The following is a 23,673-nucleotide window of genomic DNA, read 5'->3' on the forward strand; positions in this document are numbered from 1 at the left end:
ATGGCGCGCGCTCGCCCGCGACCCTAAGCTGTGCCCTGTTCGTGCGACGCCCGGTGGGCGCCGCGCACGCGAGCCGTTCGTTCGAGTCGGGATTCTCCAGGAGGTGTGACCGATGGCTGTCTCTGTGAAGGGCCTTGCCCGCATCCAGCAGTTCGTTCCGTTCACCTCCGTGGCCTCCGGCTGACCAACCTCTTTCGCTCTTCTCGCGCGTCGACGTACGCGCGGTGCCGGGGGCTGCCCTTCGAAGGGTTTCCCTTGAACCTCTCCTCTCCTTCCTCGATCTCGTCGCACCCGCTCACCCGCTTCGGCTGGGACGAGAGCTGGGAGTCCGAGTTCGCCCCGTTCGCCGCGCAGGGGCTGCTGCCCGGGCGCGTGATCCGGGTCGACCGCGGGCAGTGCGACCTGGTCACCTCCGAGGGCGTGATCCGCGCGGACACCGCGTTCGTCACCCCGCACGACCCGCTGAGGGTCATCTGCACCGGCGACTGGGCCGCGGTCGACCCGGTCGGCAGCCAGCCGCGCTACGTGCGCGACTACCTGCCGCGGCGGACCGCGTTCGTGCGCTCGACGTCCTCGAAGCGGTCCGAGGGGCAGATCCTCGCCGCCAACGTGGACCACGTGGTCGTCGCCGTGTCCCTGGCCGTCGAGCTCGAGTACGCGCGTGTCGAACGGTTCCTGGCCCTGGCCTGGGAGTCCGGCGCGCAGCCCGTGGTGGTGCTGACCAAGGCGGACCTGGTCCCCGACCCCGTGACGCTCGGATACCTGGTGCGCGACGTGGAGGGGACGGCGCCCGGAGTGCCGGTGCTGGCCGTCAGCGCCGAGACCGGCGAGGGCGTCGACGTGCTCGCCGCGACCGTCTCCGGCGGCACGACCGTGCTGCTCGGGCAGTCCGGCGCGGGCAAGTCCACCCTCGCCAACACGCTGCTCGGCGAGGACGCCATGGTCGTGCAGGCGGCACGTGACGTGGACGGCAAGGGCCGGCACACCACGACCACCCGCAACCTGTTCGCGCTGCCCGGCGGCGGCGTGCTGATCGACACGCCGGGCCTGCGCGGCGTCGGCCTCTGGGACGCGGGGCGCGGTGTCGGGCAGGTGTTCGCCGAGATCGAGGAACTGGCCGCCGACTGCCGCTTCCACGACTGCGCGCACGTCGCCGAACCCGGCTGTGCGGTGCTGGCCGCGGTCGACTCCGGCGAGCTGCCCGAGCGGCGGCTCGAGAGCTACCGCAAGCTGCTCCGTGAGAACCAGTACATCGTGGCCAAGACCGACGCCCGGGCCCGCGCCGAGATGCGGCGCGAGTGGAAGCGCCGCGGCGCCGAGGGCAAGGCCGCGATGGAGGCCAAGCGGGGCCGGACGCGGTAACCCGGGCCACCCGGGAGGGTGAGGTGGCGGCGGCCGAACGGACCAGCCGCCACCCCGCCCACCCCGCGCTAAACCTCCGTCACCACCCCTCGTCCGGGTGGTTCTCCGCGACGCGACCGACACGCTCCGTGTCGGTCGCGTTACGTTGTGAAACGGTCGGCTTCGTCGAGGATCGGCTGACGCGCGGCCAACTGAACATCGCGGAGGACGGAACACATGCTCAAGGCGGTACGGGTCATCGTGGCGCTGCTCCTGGTACTGCTGGGCACGGCGCCCGTCCACGCGGTGACGCCCGACCGCCGGGCGGCGAAGGAGAAATGGACCGGGACCTGGGCGGCCGCCGCCTCCGGGACCGCCGTGCCGCTGCCCGGCGCGTCCATCCGCAACGTGGTGCACACCAGCGTCGGCGGCACGGCGACCCGGGTGCGCCTGTCCAACCGGCTCGGCGTCCGCCCGCTCCACCTGGGCTCGGTCACGGTCGCGCTCCAGGAGCAGGGCTATTTCCCCCGCCCGGACGCGGTGCCCGGCACCATGCGGCGGGTCCTCTTCGGCGGCAGGCCCACGGCCGTGGTGCCGGCCGGGCGGGAGATCGTCAGCGACCCGGTGCGGCTCGACGTGCCCGGCGGCTCCGACCTGCTGGTCACGGTGTACACACCGCTGGACGACGGCCCGGCGACCTACCACCGGATCGCCAAGCAGACCAACTTCCTCGCGCACGGAGCCGACCACGCCGCCGACGTGGGCGGCGCCGCCTACACCTCGACGGTCCGCTCCTGGTACTACGTCACCGGGGTGGACGTGCGCACCGCCCGCGCGGCGGGCAGCCTCGTGGCGCTCGGGGACAGCCTGACCGACGGGGTGGGCACCACCCCCGACAGCAACAGCCGCTGGCCCGACCGGCTCGCCGACCGGATCGCCGCACTGCCCCCGCGGCACCGGCTGGGAGTGCTGAACGCGGGGATCTCCGGCAACCGGATCCTCAACGACCGCTCCGGGCCCGGCGCGCTCAAGCGGTTCGACGCCGACGTCCTGCGGCGCAGCGGGGTGCGGACGGTGATCGTGCTGGAGGGCATCAACGACGTGATGACCGACGCGGCGGGCGAGGACGGGATCAAGGCGTTCAAGAAGGCATACCGCTCCATGGCGAAGAAGGCGCACGCCAAGGGCATCCGGGTCGTCGGGGCCACCCTCACGCCGTACCGGGGGCACTTCGCCTACACCCCGCAGCGGGAGGCGCTGCGGCGGCAGATCAACCGCTTCATCCGCAAGGAGGCCCCGTTCGACGCCGTGGTCGACTTCGACGCGGCGGTGCGGGACCCGAAGCAGCCCGACCGGATCCGGTCCGCCTTCGATCCGGGCGACCACCTGCACTTCAACGACGCCGGGATGAAGGCGCTGGCCAGGGCGGTCGACCTCGATCAGCTCACCGGCTGACCTCCGCCCCCGCCGGGGGCGGGGAACGAGCGGCGGGCCCCGGCGGCGCTCAGCGCGCGAGGACGGTGACGAGCCAGGCGCCGAGGATCAGGAGCGTCGCGTAGAGCTCCACCAGCAGCGCGGTGCCTCCGGACCGCATCATGCCGCGCACCGCCGCCCTCGCCTCGCGGGGGCGGCGGCCCTCGTGCAGGCGCTCGTGCACGTACAGGCCGCCCAGGAAACCCGGCACGGCGCCGACCACGGGCAGCAGGAAGAAGCCGAGGAACGCGCCGAGACCGGCGGAGCCGCGCGGCCCCGGCCGGCGTGCCAGATCGGTGGTGCGGGAGGCGTGCCGGGGGGTGAGCTGAGCGCGCAGCAACCCGGCGAGCAGGAGCAGGAGGGTGGCGCCCACCAGGACCGCCCAGGCGGTCGGGCGCGGGTCGTTCAGCGCCCACCACAGGACGCCGGCCCACACGAGCCAGGACCCGGGCACCCCGGGCGTCAGTACTCCGCACATGCCGAGCAGGATGATCGCCCCGGCCAGCAGGAGTTCCCACGCTCCCATTCCTCCAGGGTGCCCGAGGAGGAGAGCGGGCGCAGGGTTCGGCACGGCCGGGTGTTTCATGACGATTTCGGCCGGTTGTTCGGGTTGTCGTCCGAAAAGTTGTTCTAGGGGCGGTGTCCCGCCCGATTGTCGCGATGCACGGTTTCAGACGCGTGGCGCGGTCGAAGATTAGGAGCATGAGCCAACAGGGGGAGACGCCCACCGGCCGCCGGGACGAGGACGAGCGCGAGCACGAGGACGACTGGTGGGGCCAGTTGTACGACGGGAACGCCGGTGACACGGGCCCGACGGCGGCTCCTGACTCGCTGGACGACAGGTTCGCCTCCGTGGCCGGGACGGTGGGCGGTGGCGGTGCCCCCGCGGGCGACCGTGCCCCTGCGGGCGGCCGCGCGGTTCCCTCGCCCCGGCCCGAGCCCGGTGCGCCGGGCCCTTCCGCGCCGCCCGCCGGAACGGCGTGGGACACCCCCGACGGCGGCTTCCCCGCGGGTTCCGGGGGCGGAGCGGAGCCGACGATCGGCGACGGGTGGTTCGGTGCGGACGGACGGGGCCCCGGCGCGGAGGGCCCGCGTCGGCCCCTGGGCCCGCGGGCGGACCTGGACAGGTCCCCGGCCCCGGGCTCGGGTCCGCCCCCGGCCCCCGGTCAGGACGCCGACCTGCGCCCCGGTCCGGGCCCGGCTCCCGGTCCTGGCCCGGCGCCGGCCACCGGTCAGGACTTGCCCCCGGGCACCGGTCAGGACTCGGCCTCGGGCATCGGCCCGGACCTGGATCTGGACCGCGACTTCGACCTCGACCTCGACCTGGATCCGGACCTCGAGCGGCCGGCAGACCCGGCACGCGGACCCGGCGACCCCGGCCCCGCCGCCCGGCCGCCGCTGAACGGTCCGGCCGCTCCGGCCGGTCCGGCCGACGAGGAGACGGTGCGGGACGGCAGGGAGGTGGGCGCGGGGGAGGAGTCGCCGCGCGGGGACCGGGGTGACCTGGGACGGGCGTCCGGGGGACCCGGGGCCGACTCCGGCGCGGGTGGCGCGCGTCATTCGGGTGACGCCGGGCCACGGCGGGCCCCCGCGGCGGCCGACTGGTTCGGCACCGGGGTGACGCCATCGGCCGGAACCGGTGCCGGCGGCGGGGCAGAGGCAGGGCCCGGCGGGTCCGACGGAACGCAGGCACCGGGTGCGGGCAGCGCCTCCGGTGACGACGGCAGCCTCGGCACCGGAAGGGCCGCCGGGAACGGCACCCTGCCCCGCACCGGTGACCCGGCCGTGTCCGGCGGACGGACGGCGGACCGCGCCGGTCGCGGCACGGGCACGGGCACGGGCACGGGCGACAGGAAGGGCCGGGCGACCGGCCCGTCACGCCCCCCGCGGACGGTGCGGGCGACCGGCCCGGGACGCGCCCTGTGGAGGGCGCGGGGAACGGGCCGGGGATCCGCCGCCCGGAGGGTGAGGGTGCCGGGCCCTGGAGCGGCCCTGTGGAGGGTGCGGGCAACGGCCCAGGGACCAGCCGCCCGGGCGGTACGGATGACAGGCCCGGGACACGGCCCGCGGAGAACGCGGGTGAAGGGCCAAGGGCGGACCCCGCCGAGGGCCCGGACGGTCCGGCCAAGGCGGAGGGTTCGCGAAGCGTCGCGGGGGCCCGCGAAACCGGCGTGCCCGCGCAGGGGGACACCGCGCCCCCCGGGCGTCGCACGCCCGCCCCCGTCGAGGGGCCTCGCGCGAACGCCGCCGAACCCGGACGCCGGCCCGCCACACGGCCGGAACCGCCCCGCGGGAGCGGGGACGCCCCCTCACCGCCCGACCGGGAGACGCTGGACCTCGGCGGAGGCGGAGGCGGCGGCGCGGCGGGCCGGGACGTTGCGTACGTGGGGGACGCGCCGCCGAGCTACGACGCGGAGCCCACGTCGCTGCCGATGGCGGACCCCGCCGCCCTGGAGGACCTGGTCCCCGACACCGTGCTGGACGGCGCCCGGCACGGCGGCCTGACCCTGCGGGTCGCCTCGGTGCGCGGGGACTCGGCCCGCTACCGGGGCGAGGTGCGCCGCGACGCGCTGCTGACCGCCCGGTTCGGGGTGGGCGACCGCGCGCTGGTGCTGGTCGCCGTGGCCACCGGCGCCCGCGCCACCCCCGCCGGACAGCGGGCCGCCTCCGCGGCGTGCCGCTGGATCGCCCAGGCCGTCGGCCGCAGCGCCGCCCGCCTCGCCGAGGACATCCGCGAGGGCCGCCGCGCCGACCTGCGGGCCGGACTTCAGCGGCTCACCGACCGCAGCCTCGGCCGCCTGCGGGCCACCGCACGGGTCGAGGGATGGAGCTCCGGCGGCGACGAGGCGACGTTGCGCTGCCTGCTGCTGCCCGCCGACCCCGAGTGCCGTACCCGCGTGTTCTTCGGCGTCGGCGACGGCGGACTGTACCGGCTGCGGGACGGTGACTGGCAGGACCTCGAGCCCAGCCCGGCCGGTCCCGCCGCGAAGCCCGGCGAGCTGACCCTGGACCTCGGCATCACGACGCCGCCGAGCCCCTACGAGCCCGCCCCCGAGCCGCCCCGCGAACCGTTCAGGTTCCGCACCTGTGTCGCCCGGCCGGGGGACCGGCTGCTGATGTGCGCCGCCGGGCTGTCCGACCCGCTCGCCGGGGAACCCGCGCTCCTCGCCCACCTGGGCCGCAGGTGGGTCGCGCCGGAGCCGCCCGGGCTCGCCGGCTTCCTGTCGGACGTACAGGTGCGGGTGAAGGGTTACGCCGACGACCGTACGGCGGCGGCCGTCTGGGAGGCGTGATCGGGCCCCACGTGGATTGATGGTCCCGAGAACGGGGACACGAGCGGTCCGGACTCGGATCGTGAGCACGCAGCGAAGGGGCACGCGGACCCATGGCCAAGCAGAACGTCGCCGAGCAGTTCGTCGACATCCTCACCCGCGCGGGCGTACGGCGGATGTACGGGGTGGTCGGGGACAGCCTCAACCCCGTCGTCGACGCCGTACGCCGCCACAAGGGCATCGACTGGGTGCACGTCCGCCACGAGGAGGCCGCCGCCTTCGCGGCCGGGGCCGAGGCACAGGTCACCGGGCAGCTGACCGCCTGCGCCGGCTCCTGCGGCCCCGGCAACCTGCACCTGATCAACGGCCTGTACGACGCGCACCGATCCATGGCCCCCGTGCTGGCGCTCGCCTCCCACATCCCCTCCTCGGAGATCGGGCTCGGCTTCTTCCAGGAGACCCACCCCGACCGGCTGTTCCGCGACTGCAGCCACTACAGCGAGATGATCTCCAGCCCCTCGCAGATGCCGCGGCTGCTCAACACCGCCATCCAGCACGCGGTGGGGCGCTCCGGCGTCAGCGTCGTCACCCTGCCCGGCGACATCGCCGACGAGCCGGCCCCCGAGGGCGCCTACGACACCGCGCTGGTCACCAGCCGCCCCTCGGTCCGTCCCGGGGACGCCGAACTCGACGCGCTGGTCGAGATGATCGACAAGGCCGGCAAGGTCACCCTGTTCTGCGGCGCCGGCTGCAAGGACGCGCACGAGGAGGTGATGCGGCTCGCCGAGCTGATCAAGTCGCCGGTCGGCCACGCCCTGCGCGGCAAGGAGTGGATCCAGTACGACAACCCCTACGACGTCGGCATGAGCGGCCTGCTCGGCTACGGAGCCGCCTACGAGGCCACCCACGAGTGCGACCTGCTGATCCTCCTCGGCACCGACTTCCCGTACAACGCCTTCCTCCCCGACGACGTGCAGATCGCCCAGGTCGACGTGCGCCCCGAGCACCTCGGACGGCGCTCCCGGCTCGACCTGGCGGTGTGGGGCGACGTCAAGGAGACGCTGAAGTGCCTGATCCCCCGGGTGAAGGAGAAGACCAACCGCCGCTTCCTCGACAAGATGCTCAAGAAGCACGCCGACGCGCTGGAGGGCGTGGTCAAGGCCTACACCCGCAAGGTGGAGAAGCACGTCCCGATCCACCCCGAGTACGTGGCCTCGGTCCTCGACGAAATGGCCGACGACGACGCCGTGTTCACCGTCGACACCGGCATGTGCAACGTCTGGGCGGCGCGCTACATCACCCCCAACGGGCGCCGCCGGGTGATCGGTTCCTTCTCCCACGGCTCGATGGCCAACGCGCTGCCGATGGCGATCGGGGCACAGTTCACCGACCGGCACCGGCAGGTCGTGTCGATGTCCGGCGACGGCGGATTCGCCATGCTGATGGGGGAGTTCCTCACCCTCGTCCAGTACGACCTGCCGGTGAAGGTGGTCCTCTTCAACAACTCCTCGCTGGGCATGGTCGAGCTGGAGATGCTGGTGGCCGGGCTGCCCTCGCACGGCACCGCCAACACCAACCCGGACTTCGCCGCCGTCGCCCAGGCCTGCGGAGCCTTCGGCGTGCGGGTGGAGAAGCCCAAGGACCTGCCGGGCGCGCTCAAGGCGGCGTTCCGGCACAAGGGCCCCGCCCTGGTCGACGTGGTGACCGACCCGAACGCGCTGTCCATCCCGCCGAAGATCAAGAAGGACATGGTGACCGGCTTCGCGCTCTCCGCCTCCAAGGTGGTGCTCGACGGAGGCGTGGGCCGGATGCTGCAGATGGCCCGCTCCAACCTGCGCAACGTGCCCCGTCCCTGAGCCGGTCCCGGCGATCGCCCCGCCCCCGCCCGGCCGCCCGCCGGAACGGGATGAGTGCCGCGTTCCGGACGCGGGCATGCATCTCGTGAGCGCGTTCGAGAAAGGGACGTGCGACTCGGTGTGAACGGGGGCTCATGAAGAGGCAGGCATCACAGGCGGGCGTCTCCACCGTCGCCGACGCGGCGGAGCCGTCCACCGGACCAGGCGCGCCACCGGATCCGCAGGCGGCCGATCGGCAGGCGGTCGGCCGGCCACGCCTCCGCATACGGCCGCCCCGGCTCAGGCAGCGCCTGCGCCGGGCGGACCTGGGCGCCGTGCCACGGGCGCGGCGGGCGTTACGGGAGCTGGTGCGGTGCGACGTGCCGGGCCGCCCGCTGGACGCGGAACTGGTGGACACGGCGGAGCTGCTCACCACCGAACTGGTCACCAACGCCCTGGTGCACACCGGCCACGGAGCGGTGCTCAAGGTGACGGTCACCGGGCGGCGGCTGAGGGTCGAGGTACGGGACTTCGTCCGCAGCCGGCCCCCGCGGCTCCCGGCGGGAGAGGACGCCGACGACGAGGCCACCGGCGGCAGAGGCCTCCTGCTGGTGGCCACCCTGGCCGACGCCTGGGGGGTGCGCGGTCACGCCCTCGGCAAGTCCGTGTGGTTCGAGCTGGCCCGCACGGGAGCCGGACCGGTCCGGGTCTGAGGGGAGGCGGCGTCGGCTGCCCGGCGAAGGCGGCCGGTGGCGGCGGCTGCCCGACCGAGGCGGCCGGCGTCGGGTCAGCCGAACTGCTGCTCCAGGTCCTTCAGCTTGCGCTCCAGGGTGTCGAGCTGGCGCAGGGCCATGGTGTCCTCCTCCGGAGCCGGCAGCGACGGGCGGCTGCGCAGGGGCAGTTGTTCGGGCTCCGACGAGGCGGCGGCGCCGTCGGCACGCTCGAGCTCGACCTGGGGCGCCGCCCGCTCGGTCAGCGCGGCCGGGGCGTGCCCGCGGCTCACCGCCTTGAGGTGCGCCCGCTCCACCCGCTTCTGCTCCCTGTCCCGCCGCCGCGACTGCTCCCGCATCCGCTTGTCCTCACGGACCTCCTCCACCGCCTCGTCCAGGCTGCGCACGCCCTCCAGCAGCATCAGCGACCAGGCGCGGTAGGTCTCGCGCGGGGCGCGCAGCCACCGCACCGCCCGGATCTGCGGCAACGGGCGCGGGATCAGGCCCTGTTCGCGCAGTGCGGCGCGGCGGGTCTGCTTCAGGGCGCGGTCGAAGAGGATCGCCGCGGACAGCGACATCCCGGAGAAGAACTGCGGCGCGCCCGCGTGGCCCAGGCCCCGCGGCGCGTGCACCCAGTTAAACCAGGCGGCCGCGCCCGCGAACAGCCACACCAGCATCCGGGAGCCCAGGGCCGCGTCGCCGTGGCTGGCCTCGCGCACCGCCAGGACCGAGCAGAACATCGCCGCCCCGTCGAGGCCGAACGGCACCAGATACTCCCAGCCGCCGGACAGGCCCAGGTTCTGGCGGCCGAAGCCGACCAGGCCGTGGAAGGAGAGCGCGGCGGCCACCGCGGCGCAGCAGAACAGCAGGACGTAGGAGGCGGTGCCGTACACCGCCTCCTTGCGGCGGCGGCGCTCCTCACTGCGCTCCCAGGAGTCGTCCGAGGAGGCCGGGCCCGCCGTCGACGACTTCCGGCCGCGCGCGAGCACCGCCACTGCGGCCAGCACACCGAGGAGCAGTACGGCGCCGGGAAGCAGCCAATTCAGCGAAACGTCGGTCAATCTCATCCGGTGTCCCTTTGCGTCGGGCTTGGGTGGCCTGGCTGGCGGCCATGTTGGCCCAACCGGAGACCGGCGTACCGGGTTTCGGGGCAAGAGGAACCGAGGGGGTGGCGATCGGCCCCGGGTTGGCGGCCTCGGGGTCGAACTGCCGTACGTGAAAGCTGAGTTGCGTTCGAAAAGCAATCCCGCGCACGGGTGGTGCGTGAGGCGGCCGTCTGACGGCGCCGGGCGCAAATCCGACCAGATGTCAGGCCGTGTCAGGCCGCGGGCACAGCCGTCAGCTTGGCCACGCGCTCGGTGTCGCAGGTGCGCGGGCAGGTGACGCAGGTGCTGTCCTCGGCGAGCGTGTAGGCCAGGCAGCAGGTCACGCGGTCGCGGGTGGTGAGGGGGGCGCCGCCCGGCCCGGGCAGCTCGCGGAAACCCGCCGCGCCGGGCAGCGGCAGGGTGGCGCCGGGCAGCATCCGGCCCAGCTCCTCCACGGCCCGCCGCTCCTCGCCCAGTAGGTTGCCGACGTACCACAGGCCCTCGGCCATCTCGTCGGTCACCATGCCCCAGAGCGACCGGCCGCGCCGCCGCATCCGCGGGCCGAAGACGGCCAGGACCGGACCCAGGTGCTCGGCCGCAGCGGCCCGCACCTCGGCGCGCAGGGCGTCCTCGTCGGGCACCACCCGGGCGCCGGGCAGGGCGGCCGCCGGGTCGTCCGGCAGGCAGGCGAAGGTCCGGGGCCGCACCGCGATCCGCCCCGTCTCCAGGTGCACGGCCACGTCGTCCACGGTGAGCCGCGGCACCCGGCGGGAGAGGAAGGCGGGGACCGTGAAGAGGAGGCAGACCGGCCAGGCGTACCGGTGCAGGGCCAGGGAGGCGCCGACGTCGGGCCGCGGGGGCCTGCCGTAGTACTGCTCGACCATCGCCCCGTCCCGCGCGATCAGACCGGCGATCTCCGGGCCGTCCTCGGTGAAGCCGGCCGAGGACGCCCACCCGGGCTCGGGGTCGGCGTGCTCGGTGGGCAGCGCCTCGCCGGGAGCGACTTCCGTCACGGTCAGGTGCGGGAAGGCGGCCGTGAGCCGGTCGTACGCGTCCTGAAAGGCCGAGGTGGCAAGGGGCACGACGGACTCCCGTTCCCGTGAGCATGATCAGGCGTTGACAGGTAAGCCTTACCTTACTCATACGGGCCGGGGGTGGGAACACCGGCGTCCGCCCCCTATCGTGCTGGGAGCCCGGATCCGGAACCCGAACCGGAATCCGCAGTCATGGCCCAGGAGGTCCCCGTGGAGCAGGCACGCCCGCGAGAGAGAGCGGGCGAAGGGGCGTGGCCGCGGCCCGACGCCACGGGCGGCACCCCGGAGGGCGGGGCGGGGGCCGGAGCCCGCGGCGAGCACCCCCAGGACGGCCCGGCGACCGCCACGGGACCGCTGCCGGGACCCAGGGAGCCGTACGCGCCACGCGTGGTGCGGCGCGCCTCGGTGCGCGAGCAGGTGCTTCAGGCCCTGCGGGCCGCCCTGGTCTCCGGGGAGCTCGCGCCCGGCGAGGTGCACTCCGCCCCCGCCCTCGGGCAGCGGCTCGGCGTGTCGGCGACGCCCGTGCGTGAGGCGATGCAGCAGCTGGCCCTCGAGGGGGCCGTCGAGGTGGTCCCCAACCGCGGCTTCCGGGTCGCCGAGCGCGGGGCCCGCGAACTGGCCGAGCTGGCGGAGGTGCGGGCCCTCATCGAGGTCCCGGTGGTGCTGCGCCTGGCCCGCACCGTGCCGGCCGGGCGCTGGGCCGAACTGCGTCCGCTGGCCGAGCGGACCGTGCTGGCCGCGTCGTCCGGCTGCGCGGCCACCTACGCGGAGGCCGACCGGGCCTTCCACCGGGCACTGCTCTCCCTGGCGGGCAACGCCGAGCTGGTGCGCATCACCGAGGACCTGCACCGCCGTTCGCAGTGGCCGCGGACCGGCGGCGCGGCCGGCGCGCGCGGACACGCCGAACTGCTCGCCGACGCGGCCGAGCACGGTGCGCTGCTGGACGCCCTGGTGGCGCAGGACCTCGACGTGGTCCGCCGGCTGGTGGGGGAGCACTTCGCCGGCGCGGAGGGGTAGTTCCCGCACGGCGCCCGTCCGCGCACTCCGTCCCCGGGCGTCACGCGCCGGGCGTCAGCAGCTCCCAGCGGCCCTCGGAGACGATCTCGACCGTGCCGTCCTCCTCCACCACGAAGGCCGTGTCGTCGTCGACCGCGTACGCCGGACCGCCGATCCGGGCCGCCCAGCGCCGGGCGTTGGCCATGGTGTTCCACGGCAGCGACGGGTGCTCCAGATGGGGGAAGATCGAGAAGTCGACGACCCCCAGGGTGGTGTCGTCGCCGGTGGGCGGCTCCCACTCGACGAACTCCTCGCCGACGCGGGGGGTCATCACCATGCTCCCGGCGCTCAGTCCCACCCAGACGGTGTCGCGCAGCGACGGCAGGAGGTCCGCCAGTCCGGACTGCCGCATCCAGTGGCACAGGTAGAGCGCGTCGCCGCCGTTCACCAGGAGCGCGTCCGCCTCCCGGACCCAGGAGACCCAGCGCTCCCGGTCCATGCTCGGCAGCGCGGTCAGCTCGAGGATCCCCAGCGACTTCCAGCCGAGGTCGCACATCGGCGTGGACGACCGGCCGGCGATGAAGTCCCAGGCCCTCGACGGCGTGACCAGGGGGTGCCCGTAGGAGGCGGTGGGGACGCACAGGGCGGTGGACTCGGCGACCGGCTTGCCGAGGAGGCCGACCAGCGCGTCGTGGATGCTCCGGTTGCTGACGCCGCCGGAGGTGAGGAGGTGGCGCATGACGTCCTTCGGGTGGGGGCCGGCGGCCTTCGGGTGGGGTCGGACAGCGCGTGTCAGGCGGCGCCGTCCGTGGCGACCGGCTCGTCGGGCGCCTCGGTGTCGTCCGGTTCCACCTGCGGGGCCAGCCAGGTCGGCACGCCGCCCAGCAGCCGGTGCAGGCGGCGCGCCTCGGCGCGCAGGCGGCGGGCCCGGCTCGCCGGCTCCGTCGCGGCGAGGGAGACCAGCGCCGGGGCGGTGCCGACCAGGTAGCCGATCTCCTCCCGCAGCCGCAGCGACTCGGCGAAACCGTGCCGGGCCTCCGCGACGTCGCCGTCCCGCAGCGCCAACGTGGCCAGGTGCCGCCAGGTGAAGGAGAGCAGCAGCGGGTCGGGGTGCGCGGTGGCCCCGGCATGCGCCCTGCGGTAGGCGGCGCGGGCCGCCTGCGGGGCCTCGGCGAGGTTCTGGGCGACCAGACCGCGCCGGAAGTCCAGCAGTGCCCGCCGGGGCGTCGCGGGAGGGATCAGCGCGGCGGCACGGCCGAGCGCGGCGCGGGCCTCGTCCGCCCGGTCGCGTACGCCGTGCAGGGTGGCCGCGTAGGCCAGGAAGCCCCGTTCGCAGGCCGCGGCCCCGCGTTCCTCCGGGGTGCGGGCCGCCGCCTCCGCCGTGCGCAGCGCGTCCTCGGCGTCCTCCCAGCCCTGTTCGGTGTACAGACAGCGCTCCACCAGGAGCGCGGCCCGCTGCAGCGTGTCCTCGGGGCCGTCGCCCGGCAGCAGGGCCGCCGCGTCCGCCCAGCACGCCCTCGAGCGCAGCCGCCATACGGCTTCCTGCGGTGTCTCGCCTTCTGCGGGTGTTGCGGTGTTCGTCGCGGTACCGGACATGGCGGTGTACGCCACGTTGCCCTCCCCGAGCACGCCGTCATCGAGCCGGATGTGGTGGTGGCGGAATCTCAGCACGATTCAGATGTTCCGGCCAAGAGGTCGGGTGAAACATTTCACAAAGTGGCCGGACCCCGGGTGCCCCGGGCCGGATACCGCCCAGGTCAGCTCATCCGCAGGGCCAGGAAGAAGTCGAGCTTGTCCTCCAGCCGGGAGAGGTCACGCCCCGTCAACTGCTCGATGCGGCCCACCCGGTAGCGCAGGGTGTTGACGTGCAGGTGGAGGCGGGCGGCGCACCGCGTCCACGAGCCGTCGGCCTCCAGGAACGCCTCGAGCGTCGGGATCAGCTCGGCCCGGTGGCGCCCGTCGTACTGCCGCAGCGGGTCCAGCAGCCGGGCGGTGAAGGCGCGCCGCACGTCGTCGGGGACGAACGGCAGCAGCAGCACGTGCGAGGCCAGCTCCTGGTGGCCGGCCGCGCAGACCGCGCCGGGGCGGGCGGCGGCCACCCGGCGGGCGTGCCGGGCCTCCTCCAGCGCTCCGCGCAGTCCCTCCGCGCTGTGCACGGCGGCGCTGACGCCCAGCGTCACGCGGCCCTCGTCGCCCAGCCCGGCCGCCAGCGGCTCGCGGACCGCGGCCAGCAGCGACTCGGCCGACAGACCCTGCGGCTGCCGGTCCGCGGCGCCGGTCTCCTCGGCCGCGCCGCGGGCGTCGTCGCCGGAGGGCGGCAGCGGCACCAGGGCGACCGCCTCCTCCCCGGCGACCGCCACGGCCAGCCGGTCGGACGGCTCCGGCCCGGCCGCCGACGGGTCGGCCAGCAGCTCCTCCAGCAGCGCCTGCGCCCGGCGGGCGCCCTCGGCGCCGTCCTCGGCCCCCTGCCACTCGACGCGGGCCACCACCACCTGCCAGTCCGGGGCGGCGTCCAGGCCCGGCAGCAGCACCGGGGCGGCCACCCGCAGGCGGGCCGCGATCTCGCCGGGAGCGGCGCCCGCCTGGACCAGCTCGAGCAGTTCCTGGGCCAGCCTGCGCCGCACCGTGCGCCCCGCCTCGCGGCGCTCGCGTTCGACGGCCACCAGCTGGGTGACCCCGTTCACCAGGTCCAGCCGGGCGTCGGGCCACTCGGCGGCGTCGGCCTGGACGACGAGCAGCCAGTCGGAGAGGGCCGGACCGGCCGGGGCGGCCTCCCGGCGCACGGCCTGGCCGGGCCGCTCGGGGCGGGCGGCCGTCCGGACCGGGAAGAGCGAGTACGTCACCCCGGCGGCCGTCACCCGATGGGGTGCCCGTCGTCCGGCGCGCGCGGCGGCCAGGTGTTCGGCGGCCAGCCGGGTGCGGGCCTCCGGGGCGAGCGAGGCGCCGGCGTCCTTGGGGCCCGCGATCAGGCGGCCGGCCGGGGAGAGCACCCAGGCCCGCAGGTCGAGGTCCGAGCCCAGCAGCTCCAGCACCACGTCCGGGCCGCCCCCGGCCGGGCCCGCCGTCATCATCCGGCGGTGGCGCTCCACGACCGCCGCCAGGTCCCCGGCCCGCTCGCCCGACACCTGGCGCACCACGTGCTCGGTGATGCTCGCGAACGCAACGGACTCGTCCACCGCGAACAGCGGCAGCCGGTGCCGGGCGCACGCCTCGACCACGTCGTCCGGGATGCCCGCCAGCTCGGCCTCCCCGGCCCCGAGGGCGGCGACGCCCGCATCGGCGAGAATCCGGACGAACCGTTCCGAGTCGGCCGGCTCGTGACGCCAGGCGAGACCGGTCAGGACGAGCTCCCCACCTGCGAGGTAGCGGCTGGGGTCCTTCAGGTCCGTGGTCATGACGCCGCGCACCGCGCGGTCCAGCTCGTCCTCGCCGCCGAGCAGCCGCAGGCCGAGCCCGGGGGTGTCCAGCAGTGCGCGGAGCCGCATTCCAGTCGCCGCCGTTCAGGTCTCGAAGTCGTGGGGCAGGCGAGCCCGCCGTGTTCCCGTACGGAAACGCACGGTTCGCACGGACCCCTCTTTCATACGAATCTACAAGATGGAAGTCCTGGCCAGCGAATTCCTTCGTGCCTTCGGCGACTGACCCGACCGGGTGAGGGGGCGGTGTACTGGCCGGAGCGAGCGTCAACAGGTATCGGACCACCCCTTCGCGCCACGGGGCGTGGACCCAGTCCAGGAGGAGCGGCCCAGGCATGGAATTCCTACGACCGGCCGGCTGGGAGGAGGCGCTCGCGGCGAAGGCCGAGTACCCCGACGCGGTGCCCCTCGCCGGCGGGACCGACCTCATGGTCGAGCTGAACTTCGGCCACCGCCGCCCCGAGCGGCTGCTCGACCTGGGCCGGATCGCCGAGCTGACGCAGTGGGAGAGGGACGGGGACGCCGTCCGGCTGGGCGCCGGCGTCCCCTACACGCGGATCATGGAAGAGCTGCGGCCGGAGCTGCCCGGCCTCGCGCTCGCCTCGCACACCGTGGCCTCCCCGCAGATCCGCAACCGTGGCGGCGTCGGCGGCAACCTGGGCACCGCCTCCCCGGCCGGCGACGCGCACCCGGCCCTGCTCGCGGCCGGCGCCGAGGTCGAGGCCGTCTCCGCCCGCGGCACCCGCCTGATCCCGATCGACGACTTCTACCTGGGGCCCAAGCGCAACGCGCTCGCCCCCGACGAGCTGATCCGCGCCGTCCGCGTACGGCGGGCGGACGGCCCGCAGCAGTACGCCAAGGTGGGCACCCGCAACGCCATGGTCATCGCCGTGTGCGCCTTCGGCCTGGCGCTGCACCCGCACACCCGCTCCGTGCGCACCGGCATCGGCTCCGCCGCCCCCACCCCCGTGCGCGCCCGCGAGGCCGAGGAGTTCCTCGGCGGGGTGCTGGAGGAGGAACGCTGCTGGGAGACCGGGCGCGTCGTCCCGCCCGCGGCCGCGCGGCACTTCGCCGACCTGTGCGCCGCCGCCTGTTCACCCATCGACGACGTCCGCGGCACCGCCGCCTACCGCCGCCGCGCGGTGGGCGTGCTGGCCCGCCGCACCCTGGGCTGGGCCTGGGAGGAGTACCGCGGGAGCGCCCGCGCCACGGAGGGAGCCGCATGATGCGCGTCCGGATGACGGTCAACGGCCGCCCCCGGGAGGCCGACGACGTCTGGGAGGGCGAGTCGCTGCTCTACGTGCTGCGCGAGCGGCTCGGGCTGCCCGGCTCCAAGAACGCCTGCGAGCAGGGCGAGTGCGGCTCCTGCACCGTCCGCCTGGACGGGGTGCCGGTCTGCGCCTGCCTGGTCGCCGCCGGACAGGCCGAGGGATGCGAGGTGGTCACCGTCGAAGGCCTCGCGCCGGAGGGCGAACTGTCCACCGTGCAGCGGGCGTTCGTCGACGCCGGAGCGGTCCAGTGCGGCTTCTGCACCCCCGGTCTGCTGGTCGCCGCCGACGACCTGCTGGACCGGAACCCGAAGCCCGCCGACGCGGACATCCGCGAGGCGCTCTCGGGCAACCTGTGCCGCTGCACCGGCTACGAGAAGATCATGGACGCGGTCCGGCTGGCCGCCGCCCGGCGCTCCGCCGAGCCGGAAGGGGACCGGGCATGAGCGACGGCACCGCCCCGCGCGGCACGACCGGCCTCACCGGCCGGGGTCCCGCGCCCGTCATTCCGGGGGTGCGCTCGGAGCTCGCGCCGCGCGGCCCGCTGGCCGGGCTGCCCACCCGCTTCGCCCGGCGCGCCGGCAACGCGGGCGGCGTCGGCGAGTCGGTGCTGCGGCCCGACGGAATCCTCAAGGTCACCGGGGAGTTCGCCTTCTCCTCCGACCTGTGGCACGAGCACATGCTGTGGGGGCACCTGCTGCGGTCCACCGTGGCCCACGCCGAGATCCTCTCCGTGGACGTCTCCGAGGCGCTGGCCACCCCCGGCGTGCACGCCGTGCTGACCTACGACGACCTGCCCACCGAGGTGCGGCACTACGGGCTGGAGATCCAGGACACCCCCGTCCTCGCCCACGGCCGGATCCGCCACCACGGCGAGCCGGTCGCCGCCGTCGCCGCCGACCACCCCGAGATCGCCCGCCGCGCCGCGGCGAAGATCAAGGTCGAGTACCGCGAACTCCCGCTGATCACCGACGAGGCGAGCGCCACCGCGCCCGACGCGGTGCTGATCCACGAGGGCCGCACCGACCACCACGCCCCGCACGTCCCGCACCCCAACGTCGTGCACCGCCAGCCGATCGTCCGCGGCGACGTCGAACAGGCCGCCGCCCGCGCCGACTTCGTGGTCCGCGGCGAGTACGAGTTCGGGATGCAGGACCAGGCCTTCCTCGGCCCCGAGTCGGGCATGGCCGTCCCCGCGGAGGACGGCGGCGTCGACCTGTACGTGGCCACCCAGTGGCTGCACGCCGACCTCCGGCAGATCGCGCCCGTCCTCGGCCTGCCCGAGGACAAGGTGCGGATGACCCTGGCCGGCGTCGGCGGCGCGTTCGGCGGGCGCGAGGACCTCTCCATGCAGATCCACGCCTGCCTGCTCGCCCTGCGCACCGGACGGCCGGTGAAGATGGTCTTCAACCGGTACGAGTCCTTCTTCGGCCACGTCCACCGCCACCCCGCCCGGCTGGTCTACGAACACGGCGCCACCAAGGACGGCAGGCTCACCCACGTCCGCGCGCGGATCGTGCTCGACGGCGGCGCCTACGCCTCCTCCTCCCCGGCCGTGGTCGGCAACGCCGCCTCGCTGGGCGTCGGGCCCTACGAGGTGGACGCGGTGGAGGTCGAGGCGCTCGCCCTCTACACCAACAACCCGCCCTGCGGCGCGATGCGCGGCTTCGGCGCCGTCCAGGCGTGCTTCGCCTACGAGGCGCAGATGGACAAGCTCGCCGACGCCGTCGGCATGGACCGGGTCGCCTTCCGGCAGCGCAACGCCATGACCCAGGGCTCGGTGATGCCCACCGGGCAGGTCGTCGACTCGCCCGCGCCGGTGGCCGAACTGCTGCGCAGGGTCAAGGAACTGCCGCTGCCCGAGGAACGGTCCTGGGAGACCGGGACGGGCGCGGTCGACGTGCGGGCGCTGCCCGGCGGACTGTCCAACACCAGCCACGGCGAAGGCGTGGTGCGCGGCGTCGGGTACGCCGTCGGCATCAAGAACGTCGGCTTCTCCGAGGGCTTCGACGACTACTCCACGGCCCGGGTGCGGCTGGAGGCCGCCGGGGGCGAGGCGGTCGCCTCGGTGCACACCGCGATGGCCGAGGTCGGCCAGGGCGGCGTCACCGTCCACGCCCAGATAGCGCGCACCGAGCTGGGCGTCTCCCAGGTCACCATCCACCCGGCCGACACCCGGGTCGGCAGCGCCGGATCCACGTCCGCGTCCCGTCAGACCTACGTCACCGGCGGCGCCGTGAAGCGGGCCTGCGAGCTGGTGCGCGAGAAGGTGCTCGAGCTCGGCCTGGCACGGTTCGGCGCCACGCGGCCCGGCTGGGCGTCCGACGGGTCGACGGACGGGCTGCGGCTGGAGGGCGGCGAGGTGGTCGCCGAGGACGGCACCGCGCTGGCCACCCTGGCGGAGATCCTCGGCGACGAGGTGGTCGAGGTGGAGACCGAGTGGCGCCACCGGCCCACCGAGCCGTTCCACCGGCACACCGGGCAGGGTGACGGCCACGTCCAGTACTCCTTCGCCGCGCACCGCGCCGTGGTCGACGTCGACGTGGAACTCGGACTGGTCAAGGTGGTGGAGCTGGCCTGCGCCCAGGACGTGGGCAAGGCCGTCAACCCGCTCGCCGTGGTCGGCCAGATCCAGGGCGGCAGCACCCAGGGACTGGGGGTGGCGCTGATGGAGGAGATCGTGGTCGACCGGGCCACCGGACTGGTCCGCAACCCCTCCTTCACCGACTACCTCATCCCCACCATCCTCGACACCCCGCCGATGCCGGTGGAGGTGCTGGAACTGGCCGACGCCAACGCCCCCTACGGGCTGCGCGGGGCGGGCGAGGCGCCCACCCTGTCCTCGACGCCGGCGATCCTGGCCGCGGTGCGCGCCGCGACCGGCCTCGACCTGCGGCGGGCGCCGGTGCGGCCGGAACACCTCACGGACGGGTAGACGTCCGCACGGCGGAAAGGAGTGCGGCCATGCTGGACATCGCGCAGGAACTGCACGGCTGGATCGGCCAGGGCCGCGACTTCGCCGTCGCCACCGTGGTCGCCGTGGGCGGCAGCGCCCCCCGGCTCCCCGGGGCGGCGCTGGCCGTGGACCGGGACGGCGAGGCGGTCGGGTCGGTCTCCGGCGGCTGCGTCGAGGGCGCCGTCCACGAGCTGTGCCTGCGGGCGCTGGAGGACGGCCGCACGGTGCGCGAGAGCTTCGGCTACGCGGACGCCGACGGGATCGCGGTCGGCCTGACCTGCGGCGGGACCGTCGAGGTGCTGGTCGTGCCGGTGCGCGTGGGCGACGCGGTGCGCCCGGTGTACGCGGCCGCCGTCGCGGCGGCGCGGCGACGCGAGCCGGCCGCCGTGGCGCGGATCGTGGAAGGCCCCGCCGACCTGCTCGGCCGCGCCCTGCTCGTCGGCGCGGACGGCGCCGTCTCCGGGGGCTTCGGCCGGGGGAGCGACCTCGACGGGACCGTCGCCGAGCAGGCCGAGGCCCTGCTGGACGCCGGGCGCGACGCCTCCCTCATCGAGATCGGAGAGCAGGGCTCGCGGTGCGGGGCACCGCTCTCGCTGCTGGTGGAGACCTCGGCGACGCCGCCCCGGATGATCGTCTTCGGCGCGGTCGACTTCGCTGCCGCCCTGGTGCGCGCGGGCCGGTTCCTCGGCTTCCACGTCACCGTCTGCGACGCCCGCCCCGTCTTCGCCACCGTGAGCCGCTTCCCCGAGGCGGACGAGGTGGTCGTCGACTGGCCCCACCGCTACCTGGAGAACACCGTCGTGGACTCCCGCACCGCCCTGTGCGTCCTCACCCACGACCCCAAGTTCGACGTCCCGCTGCTGACCGCCGCGCTCGGCCTGGACGTCGCCTACGTCGGCGCGATGGGCTCCCGCCGCACGCACCTGGACCGCCTGGCGCGCCTGCGCGAGGAGGGCGTGGACGAACAGGCCCTCGCCCGCCTGCGGTCCCCCATCGGCCTCGACCTCGGCGCCCGCACCCCGGAGGAGACGGCCCTGTCCATCGCGGCCGAGATCGTCGCCTGCCGCCGGGGAGGCACCGGCGCGCCCCTCAGGGGCGGGGAGATCCCGATCCATCCCCGGCCGTCCGGTCCAGCGCCTGGGTGACGACCACCGACACCACCGCCGCCAGCACGATCAGCGGCATCTGGTCGTGCGCCGCCCGCCCCATGAGCAGCACCGCCAGCACGGAACTGGTCAGCGGCAGCCCGGTCACCGCGGTCGCCGCCGCCGCGATGCCCAGGGCCAGCGCCGGGGTGGTGCCGAGCCCCGGCAGCCCGGAGCAGGCGAGGCCCGCGCTCGCGCCCAGCAGGACCGACGGGAAGATCGGGCCGCCGCGCAGGCTGCCGAGGCTGATGCCCCACGCCAGCCCCTTGAAGAGCACCAGCGCGAGCAGCGCCCCCACCGGCCAGGCGTGCGGACGGCCGGCGAGCTCGGCGAGCGTGGCCTGCCCGGAGAGCGCGGCCTCGGCCGGCGAACGCCCGGTGATGAGCGCGTAGGCGGCGACGCAGACGCCGACCGCCACGGCGCAGGCGACCACCCGCCAGGCCGTCGGGGCGCCCGCGGAGCTCCCGTTCCAGGCCGCGGTGCGCCGCCCCAGACGCCGGGCGAGGGTGATCACCACCGCGATCAGCGCGGCCAGCGGCAGACCCCACAGGAAGTCGCCCGCGTCCGGACCCACCCGGGGCAGGGCCGACGACGGCAGGGTCAGGGCGCCGATCGACAGTCCCGTCCAGTGCCCGAAACCGGTGAAGACCAGCGCACCCGTCGCACTCGCGGTCAGGCACGGCAGCAGCAGCGCCACCAGCCGGGCGCCGCCGACCCCGGCCGCCTCCACCACCAGCACGGCGGCCACGATCGGCCCGCCGAGGATCGTGGAGATCGCCGCGGTGGAGCCGGTGGTGGCCACCACCGCCGCGGCCTGCGGATCGTCCGCCCCCTTGCGCAGGCGCAGCGCCAGCAGCGCCAGTCCGCTGCCGACCGCCATCAGCGGGGCCTCCGGCCCGAGGACCACGCCCAGCGGGAGGGTGAGCAGCGCGGCGAGCACGACGCCCGGCAGCGCCGCCGGCCCGACGGGAGGCCCGCCCAGACCGTTCACCGGCAGGTGGCCGCCGCGTCCCGGCAGCCGGGTCACGATCGGCGCCAGGACCAGCCCCGCCAGCAGCAGCGCGGGCAGCGGCCACCACCAGGGCGGCGCGGAGTGCCCGAGAGCCTGGGGCAGCGAGGTCCACACCCAGTGCTGGAGCTCGTGCTGGAGCGCGACGAAGAAGAAGCAGGCCAGGGCCACCGGCACGCCGAGCAGCGCGGACAGCAGGAGCAGCCGCAGGTAGCCCCGGCTCAGCAGGGTCCGGCGCAGCGCCGTCTCCGCGGTGCCGGCGGCGGGCGGGGCCGTCGCGGGAGCGGGCGAGGGGGTGGAGTCCGGGGAAGTGCTCACGTTCTCCTCGGGCGGGTCGCGGGCGCCTGGCGTCAGGGGTCCCGGACCAGTCAACGCGGCGCCCGCGCGCCCCGCACCTCACGCGCGCCCGGGCGGCGTCACTCCCACCGCAGCAGCCGGTTGAGGGCGCGGCCGAACAGGTGCCGCCCGACGGCGCGCAGCACGCCGTCGAAGAGGCCCGGCAGGAACCGCAGCCGGACGTCCTCGCGCCACACCACGTGGGCCCTGCCGCCGGGCCCCGGCCGGACCTCCAGCTCGGCCCAGCCCAGCACCACCCGGCCGCGCTTCTCCAGCCGGCAGCGGCCGCCGGCGCCCGCCGCCGGCGGGTCCCAGACGGCGATCTCCATCAGATCGAGGAACCCCACCGGCCCCACCCCCGTCCGGGCCCGCACGAACCGGTCGTCCGCCGTCACCCGGGTGAAGGGGACCGCCTTCCCGTGCCGGGGCCAGTCCGTCACCCGCCGCCACGCCTCGTCGAGGGGCAGCGGCACCGTGCGCTCGATCAGGAATTCGGCCATCCGCCGATGGTAGAGAACCCCTGCCCCCCGACCCCGGCATTCGCCCAACCGGGTGAGCCTTCGACATGCGCCGCCCGAACCGGGTACTCGCGGTCCGCAGTCCCCCGCCGCAGGCGAGAGGAAGGAGAGGCGTATGAGCCGCCCCAACTGGTTCGGCCGACCCCGACGCCCCTGGCGACGCGCCCTGGTCACCGGCGGCGCCGGTTTCGTGGGATCTCATCTCTGTGCCCGGCTCGTGTCCGAGGGCACCGAGGTGGTCTGCGTGGACAACCTCTGCACCGGCTCCAGGGCCAACGTGCTGGACCTGGAGCAGGGGAGCGGCTTCAGCTTCGTCCAGGGCGACGTCACCGAACCGGGCCTGCTGGCCGACCTGCCGGGCCGGTTCGACCTGGTGCTGCACTTCGCCTGCCCGGCCTCGCCCGCCGACTACCTCCGGCTGCCGCTGCAGACCCTGGAGGTCGGCTCCACCGGCACCCGCCACGCGCTGGAGCGGGCGGGCGTCGACGAGGCCCGCTTCCTGCTGGCCTCGACCTCCGAGGTCTACGGCGACCCCCTCGAACATCCGCAGCACGAGGCGTACTGGGGCAACGTCAACCCCGTCGGCCCGCGCAGCGTGTACGACGAGTCCAAGCGGTTCGCCGAGGCGCTCACCACCGCCCACCGCCAGGTGAACCGCACCGCCGCGGGGATCGTGCGGATCTTCAACACCTACGGCCCGCGGATGCGGACCGGGGACGGCCGCGCGGTCCCCACCTTCATCTCCCAGGCGCTGGACGGCATGCCGCTCACGGTGGCCGGCGACGGCGGGCAGACCCGCTCGCTGTGCTACGTCGACGACACCGTCGAGGGCGTGCTCGCCCTGGCCGCGTCGGAGGAGACCGGACCGATGAACATCGGCGGCTCCGAGGAGATCACCATGCTGGAACTGGCCCGCCGGGTGATCGAGCTGACCGGCTCCGGCTCGCGGATCCGTTTCGTCGACCGCCCGGTGGACGACCCGGGACGGCGCCGGCCCGACACCACGCTGGCCCACGAACGCCTCGGCTGGCAGCCGCGCACCAGCTGGAGCGACGGGCTCCGGGAGACCATCGGCTGGTTCGCCGGAACGGCCCAGGCGGCCTGAGCCCCACCCACGCGGGCGGCCGCCGCGCACACCGCGGACGGTCGTCCGCGCGGTGGGCGCGCCAACCGGGTGACCGTGGTCCGCCCCGGGTTTCGCCGCCCCCCGATTCGGCACCCGCCCACCCGCGCCGCCAGGTGCGACGCGGGACGAACCGGGCCCGCCCCCGACGGCCCGGCG

19 protein-coding genes are annotated in these 23,673 nt (G+C 75.3%); 11 read left to right on the plus strand and 8 right to left on the minus strand.

Going from position 1 to position 23,673, the window contains the following annotated elements; all coding sequences use genetic code 11:
• Positions 1 to 255: 255 nt before the first annotated feature.
• Together rsgA and ABT026_RS23810 are read left to right on the plus strand one after the other, a co-directional pair.
• Positions 256 to 1,362 (plus strand): ribosome small subunit-dependent GTPase A, encoded by a 1,107-nt coding sequence (gene rsgA / locus ABT026_RS23805; protein ID WP_351117162.1) that lies wholly within the window; start codon positions 256 to 258, stop codon positions 1,360 to 1,362.
• A gap of 216 nt (positions 1,363 to 1,578) precedes the next feature.
• Positions 1,579 to 2,796, plus strand: a complete 1,218-nt coding sequence (locus ABT026_RS23810) for an SGNH/GDSL hydrolase family protein (protein ID WP_351117163.1) — start codon at positions 1,579 to 1,581, stop codon at positions 2,794 to 2,796.
• A gap of 49 nt (positions 2,797 to 2,845) precedes the next feature.
• Here ABT026_RS23810 and ABT026_RS23815 read toward each other — a convergent pair whose 3' ends face one another.
• Entirely contained in the window at positions 2,846 to 3,340 is a 495-nt protein-coding gene (locus ABT026_RS23815; RefSeq protein ID WP_351117164.1) for a DUF456 domain-containing protein, read from the minus strand.
• Positions 3,341 to 5,198: 1,858 nt separating this feature from the next.
• On the opposite strand from ABT026_RS23815, the gene ABT026_RS23820 reads away from it, so the two are divergent.
• From ABT026_RS23820 to ABT026_RS23830, 3 genes are all read left to right on the plus strand, one after another.
• Positions 5,199 to 6,107: a protein phosphatase 2C domain-containing protein gene (locus ABT026_RS23820; RefSeq protein WP_502968042.1), complete on the plus strand. Its 909-nt coding sequence runs from the start codon at positions 5,199 to 5,201 to the stop codon at positions 6,105 to 6,107.
• A 92-nt stretch (positions 6,108 to 6,199) separates the two neighbouring features.
• A complete protein-coding gene (locus ABT026_RS23825) occupies positions 6,200 to 7,942 on the plus strand; it encodes a pyruvate dehydrogenase (RefSeq protein ID WP_351117166.1) in 1,743 nt (580 codons plus the stop codon).
• A gap of 134 nt (positions 7,943 to 8,076) precedes the next feature.
• Positions 8,077 to 8,634: an ATP-binding protein gene (locus tag ABT026_RS23830; protein ID WP_351117167.1), complete on the plus strand. Its 558-nt coding sequence runs from the start codon at positions 8,077 to 8,079 to the stop codon at positions 8,632 to 8,634.
• 74 nt (positions 8,635 to 8,708) lie between these two features.
• On the opposite strand, the gene ABT026_RS23835 is transcribed toward ABT026_RS23830, so the two are convergent.
• Both ABT026_RS23835 and ABT026_RS23840 read right to left on the minus strand, forming a co-directional pair.
• Positions 8,709 to 9,698: a DUF2637 domain-containing protein gene (locus ABT026_RS23835; protein WP_351117168.1), complete on the minus strand. Its 990-nt coding sequence runs from the start codon at positions 9,696 to 9,698 to the stop codon at positions 8,709 to 8,711.
• A gap of 251 nt (positions 9,699 to 9,949) precedes the next feature.
• On the minus strand, positions 9,950 to 10,798 hold the full coding sequence (locus ABT026_RS23840; RefSeq protein ID WP_351117169.1) for a (2Fe-2S)-binding protein: 849 nt from the start codon (positions 10,796 to 10,798) through the stop codon (positions 9,950 to 9,952).
• A gap of 144 nt (positions 10,799 to 10,942) precedes the next feature.
• On the opposite strand from ABT026_RS23840, the gene ABT026_RS23845 reads away from it, so the two are divergent.
• The gene (locus ABT026_RS23845) at positions 10,943 to 11,767 is read left to right on the plus strand and encodes a GntR family transcriptional regulator (protein WP_502968043.1); all 825 of its coding nucleotides are present in this window, start codon (positions 10,943 to 10,945) and stop codon (positions 11,765 to 11,767) included.
• 40 nt (positions 11,768 to 11,807) lie between these two features.
• Here the strand turns inward: ABT026_RS23845 and ABT026_RS23850 are convergent, their stop codons facing one another.
• The 3 genes from ABT026_RS23850 to ABT026_RS23860 form a co-directional block, all read right to left on the minus strand.
• The gene (locus ABT026_RS23850) at positions 11,808 to 12,485 is read right to left on the minus strand and encodes a Type 1 glutamine amidotransferase-like domain-containing protein (RefSeq protein WP_351117172.1); all 678 of its coding nucleotides are present in this window, start codon (positions 12,483 to 12,485) and stop codon (positions 11,808 to 11,810) included.
• A gap of 53 nt (positions 12,486 to 12,538) precedes the next feature.
• Positions 12,539 to 13,342 carry a hypothetical protein gene (locus tag ABT026_RS23855; protein WP_351117198.1) on the minus strand — a complete coding sequence of 268 codons (804 nt, stop codon included), beginning with the start codon at positions 13,340 to 13,342 and terminating at the stop codon, positions 12,539 to 12,541.
• A 161-nt stretch (positions 13,343 to 13,503) separates the two neighbouring features.
• Positions 13,504 to 15,231 (minus strand): PucR family transcriptional regulator, encoded by a 1,728-nt coding sequence (locus ABT026_RS23860; RefSeq protein ID WP_351117173.1) that lies wholly within the window; start codon positions 15,229 to 15,231, stop codon positions 13,504 to 13,506.
• Positions 15,232 to 15,494: 263 nt separating this feature from the next.
• On the opposite strand from ABT026_RS23860, the gene ABT026_RS23865 reads away from it, so the two are divergent.
• Genes ABT026_RS23865 through ABT026_RS23880 form a run of 4 tightly spaced genes read left to right on the plus strand, consistent with a single transcriptional unit; the run spans position 15,495 to position 20,528 of the window.
• Positions 15,495 to 16,385: an FAD binding domain-containing protein gene (locus ABT026_RS23865; protein WP_351117174.1), complete on the plus strand. Its 891-nt coding sequence runs from the start codon at positions 15,495 to 15,497 to the stop codon at positions 16,383 to 16,385.
• Positions 16,385 to 16,873 carry a (2Fe-2S)-binding protein gene (locus ABT026_RS23870; protein WP_351117199.1) on the plus strand — a complete coding sequence of 163 codons (489 nt, stop codon included), beginning with the start codon at positions 16,385 to 16,387 and terminating at the stop codon, positions 16,871 to 16,873. The genes ABT026_RS23865 and ABT026_RS23870 overlap by 1 nt, the downstream gene beginning before the upstream one ends.
• Complete coding sequence (gene pucD / locus ABT026_RS23875) at positions 16,870 to 19,362, plus strand: xanthine dehydrogenase subunit D (protein WP_351117175.1); 2,493 nt, start codon at positions 16,870 to 16,872, stop codon at positions 19,360 to 19,362. Before ABT026_RS23870 ends, pucD begins: the two co-directional genes overlap by 4 nt.
• Positions 19,363 to 19,391: 29 nt before the next feature.
• Positions 19,392 to 20,528 carry an XdhC family protein gene (locus ABT026_RS23880; RefSeq protein WP_351117176.1) on the plus strand — a complete coding sequence of 379 codons (1,137 nt, stop codon included), beginning with the start codon at positions 19,392 to 19,394 and terminating at the stop codon, positions 20,526 to 20,528.
• Here the strand turns inward: ABT026_RS23880 and ABT026_RS23885 are convergent.
• Together ABT026_RS23885 and ABT026_RS23890 are read right to left on the minus strand one after the other, a co-directional pair.
• Positions 20,473 to 21,855, minus strand: a complete 1,383-nt coding sequence (locus tag ABT026_RS23885; protein ID WP_502968044.1) for a chloride channel protein — start codon at positions 21,853 to 21,855, stop codon at positions 20,473 to 20,475. The two genes, ABT026_RS23880 and ABT026_RS23885, sit on opposite strands and share 56 nt — an antisense overlap.
• A gap of 98 nt (positions 21,856 to 21,953) precedes the next feature.
• Positions 21,954 to 22,373, minus strand: a complete 420-nt coding sequence (locus ABT026_RS23890; protein WP_351117177.1) for an SRPBCC family protein — start codon at positions 22,371 to 22,373, stop codon at positions 21,954 to 21,956.
• 133 nt (positions 22,374 to 22,506) lie between these two features.
• On the opposite strand from ABT026_RS23890, the gene ABT026_RS23895 reads away from it, so the two are divergent.
• Entirely contained in the window at positions 22,507 to 23,496 is a 990-nt protein-coding gene (locus ABT026_RS23895; RefSeq protein WP_351117178.1) for an NAD-dependent epimerase/dehydratase family protein, read from the plus strand.
• The last annotated feature ends 177 nt before the right edge of the window (positions 23,497 to 23,673 follow it).

Source organism: Streptomyces sp. NPDC002734 (genome assembly GCF_040295685.1).
GTDB lineage: Bacteria > Actinomycetota > Actinomycetes > Streptomycetales > Streptomycetaceae > Streptomyces.

What these genes read in the sequence shown, in the direction of transcription:
- ABT026_RS23815 (WP_351117164.1), bottom strand. Translation starts at nt 3,340, where the DNA reads ATGGGAGCGTGGGAACTCCTGCTGGCCGGGGCGATCATCCTGCTCGGC.
- ABT026_RS23855 (WP_351117198.1), bottom strand. Translation starts at nt 13,342, where the DNA reads ATGTCCGGTACCGCGACGAACACCGCAACACCCGCAGAAGGCGAGACA.
- ABT026_RS23845 (WP_502968043.1), top strand. Translation starts at nt 10,943, where the DNA reads ATGGCCCAGGAGGTCCCCGTGGAGCAGGCACGCCCGCGAGAGAGAGCG.
- ABT026_RS23880 (WP_351117176.1), top strand. Translation starts at nt 19,392, where the DNA reads ATGCTGGACATCGCGCAGGAACTGCACGGCTGGATCGGCCAGGGCCGC.
- ABT026_RS23830 (WP_351117167.1), top strand. Translation starts at nt 8,077, where the DNA reads ATGAAGAGGCAGGCATCACAGGCGGGCGTCTCCACCGTCGCCGACGCG.
- ABT026_RS23865 (WP_351117174.1), top strand. Translation starts at nt 15,495, where the DNA reads ATGGAATTCCTACGACCGGCCGGCTGGGAGGAGGCGCTCGCGGCGAAG.
- pucD (WP_351117175.1), top strand. Translation starts at nt 16,870, where the DNA reads ATGAGCGACGGCACCGCCCCGCGCGGCACGACCGGCCTCACCGGCCGG.
- ABT026_RS23890 (WP_351117177.1), bottom strand. Translation starts at nt 22,373, where the DNA reads ATGGCCGAATTCCTGATCGAGCGCACGGTGCCGCTGCCCCTCGACGAG.
- ABT026_RS23835 (WP_351117168.1), bottom strand. Translation starts at nt 9,698, where the DNA reads ATGAGATTGACCGACGTTTCGCTGAATTGGCTGCTTCCCGGCGCCGTA.
- ABT026_RS23870 (WP_351117199.1), top strand. Translation starts at nt 16,385, where the DNA reads ATGCGCGTCCGGATGACGGTCAACGGCCGCCCCCGGGAGGCCGACGAC.
- ABT026_RS23895 (WP_351117178.1), top strand. Translation starts at nt 22,507, where the DNA reads ATGAGCCGCCCCAACTGGTTCGGCCGACCCCGACGCCCCTGGCGACGC.
- ABT026_RS23810 (WP_351117163.1), top strand. Translation starts at nt 1,579, where the DNA reads ATGCTCAAGGCGGTACGGGTCATCGTGGCGCTGCTCCTGGTACTGCTG.
- ABT026_RS23860 (WP_351117173.1), bottom strand. Translation starts at nt 15,231, where the DNA reads ATGCGGCTCCGCGCACTGCTGGACACCCCCGGGCTCGGCCTGCGGCTG.
- ABT026_RS23850 (WP_351117172.1), bottom strand. Translation starts at nt 12,485, where the DNA reads ATGCGCCACCTCCTCACCTCCGGCGGCGTCAGCAACCGGAGCATCCAC.
- ABT026_RS23825 (WP_351117166.1), top strand. Translation starts at nt 6,200, where the DNA reads ATGGCCAAGCAGAACGTCGCCGAGCAGTTCGTCGACATCCTCACCCGC.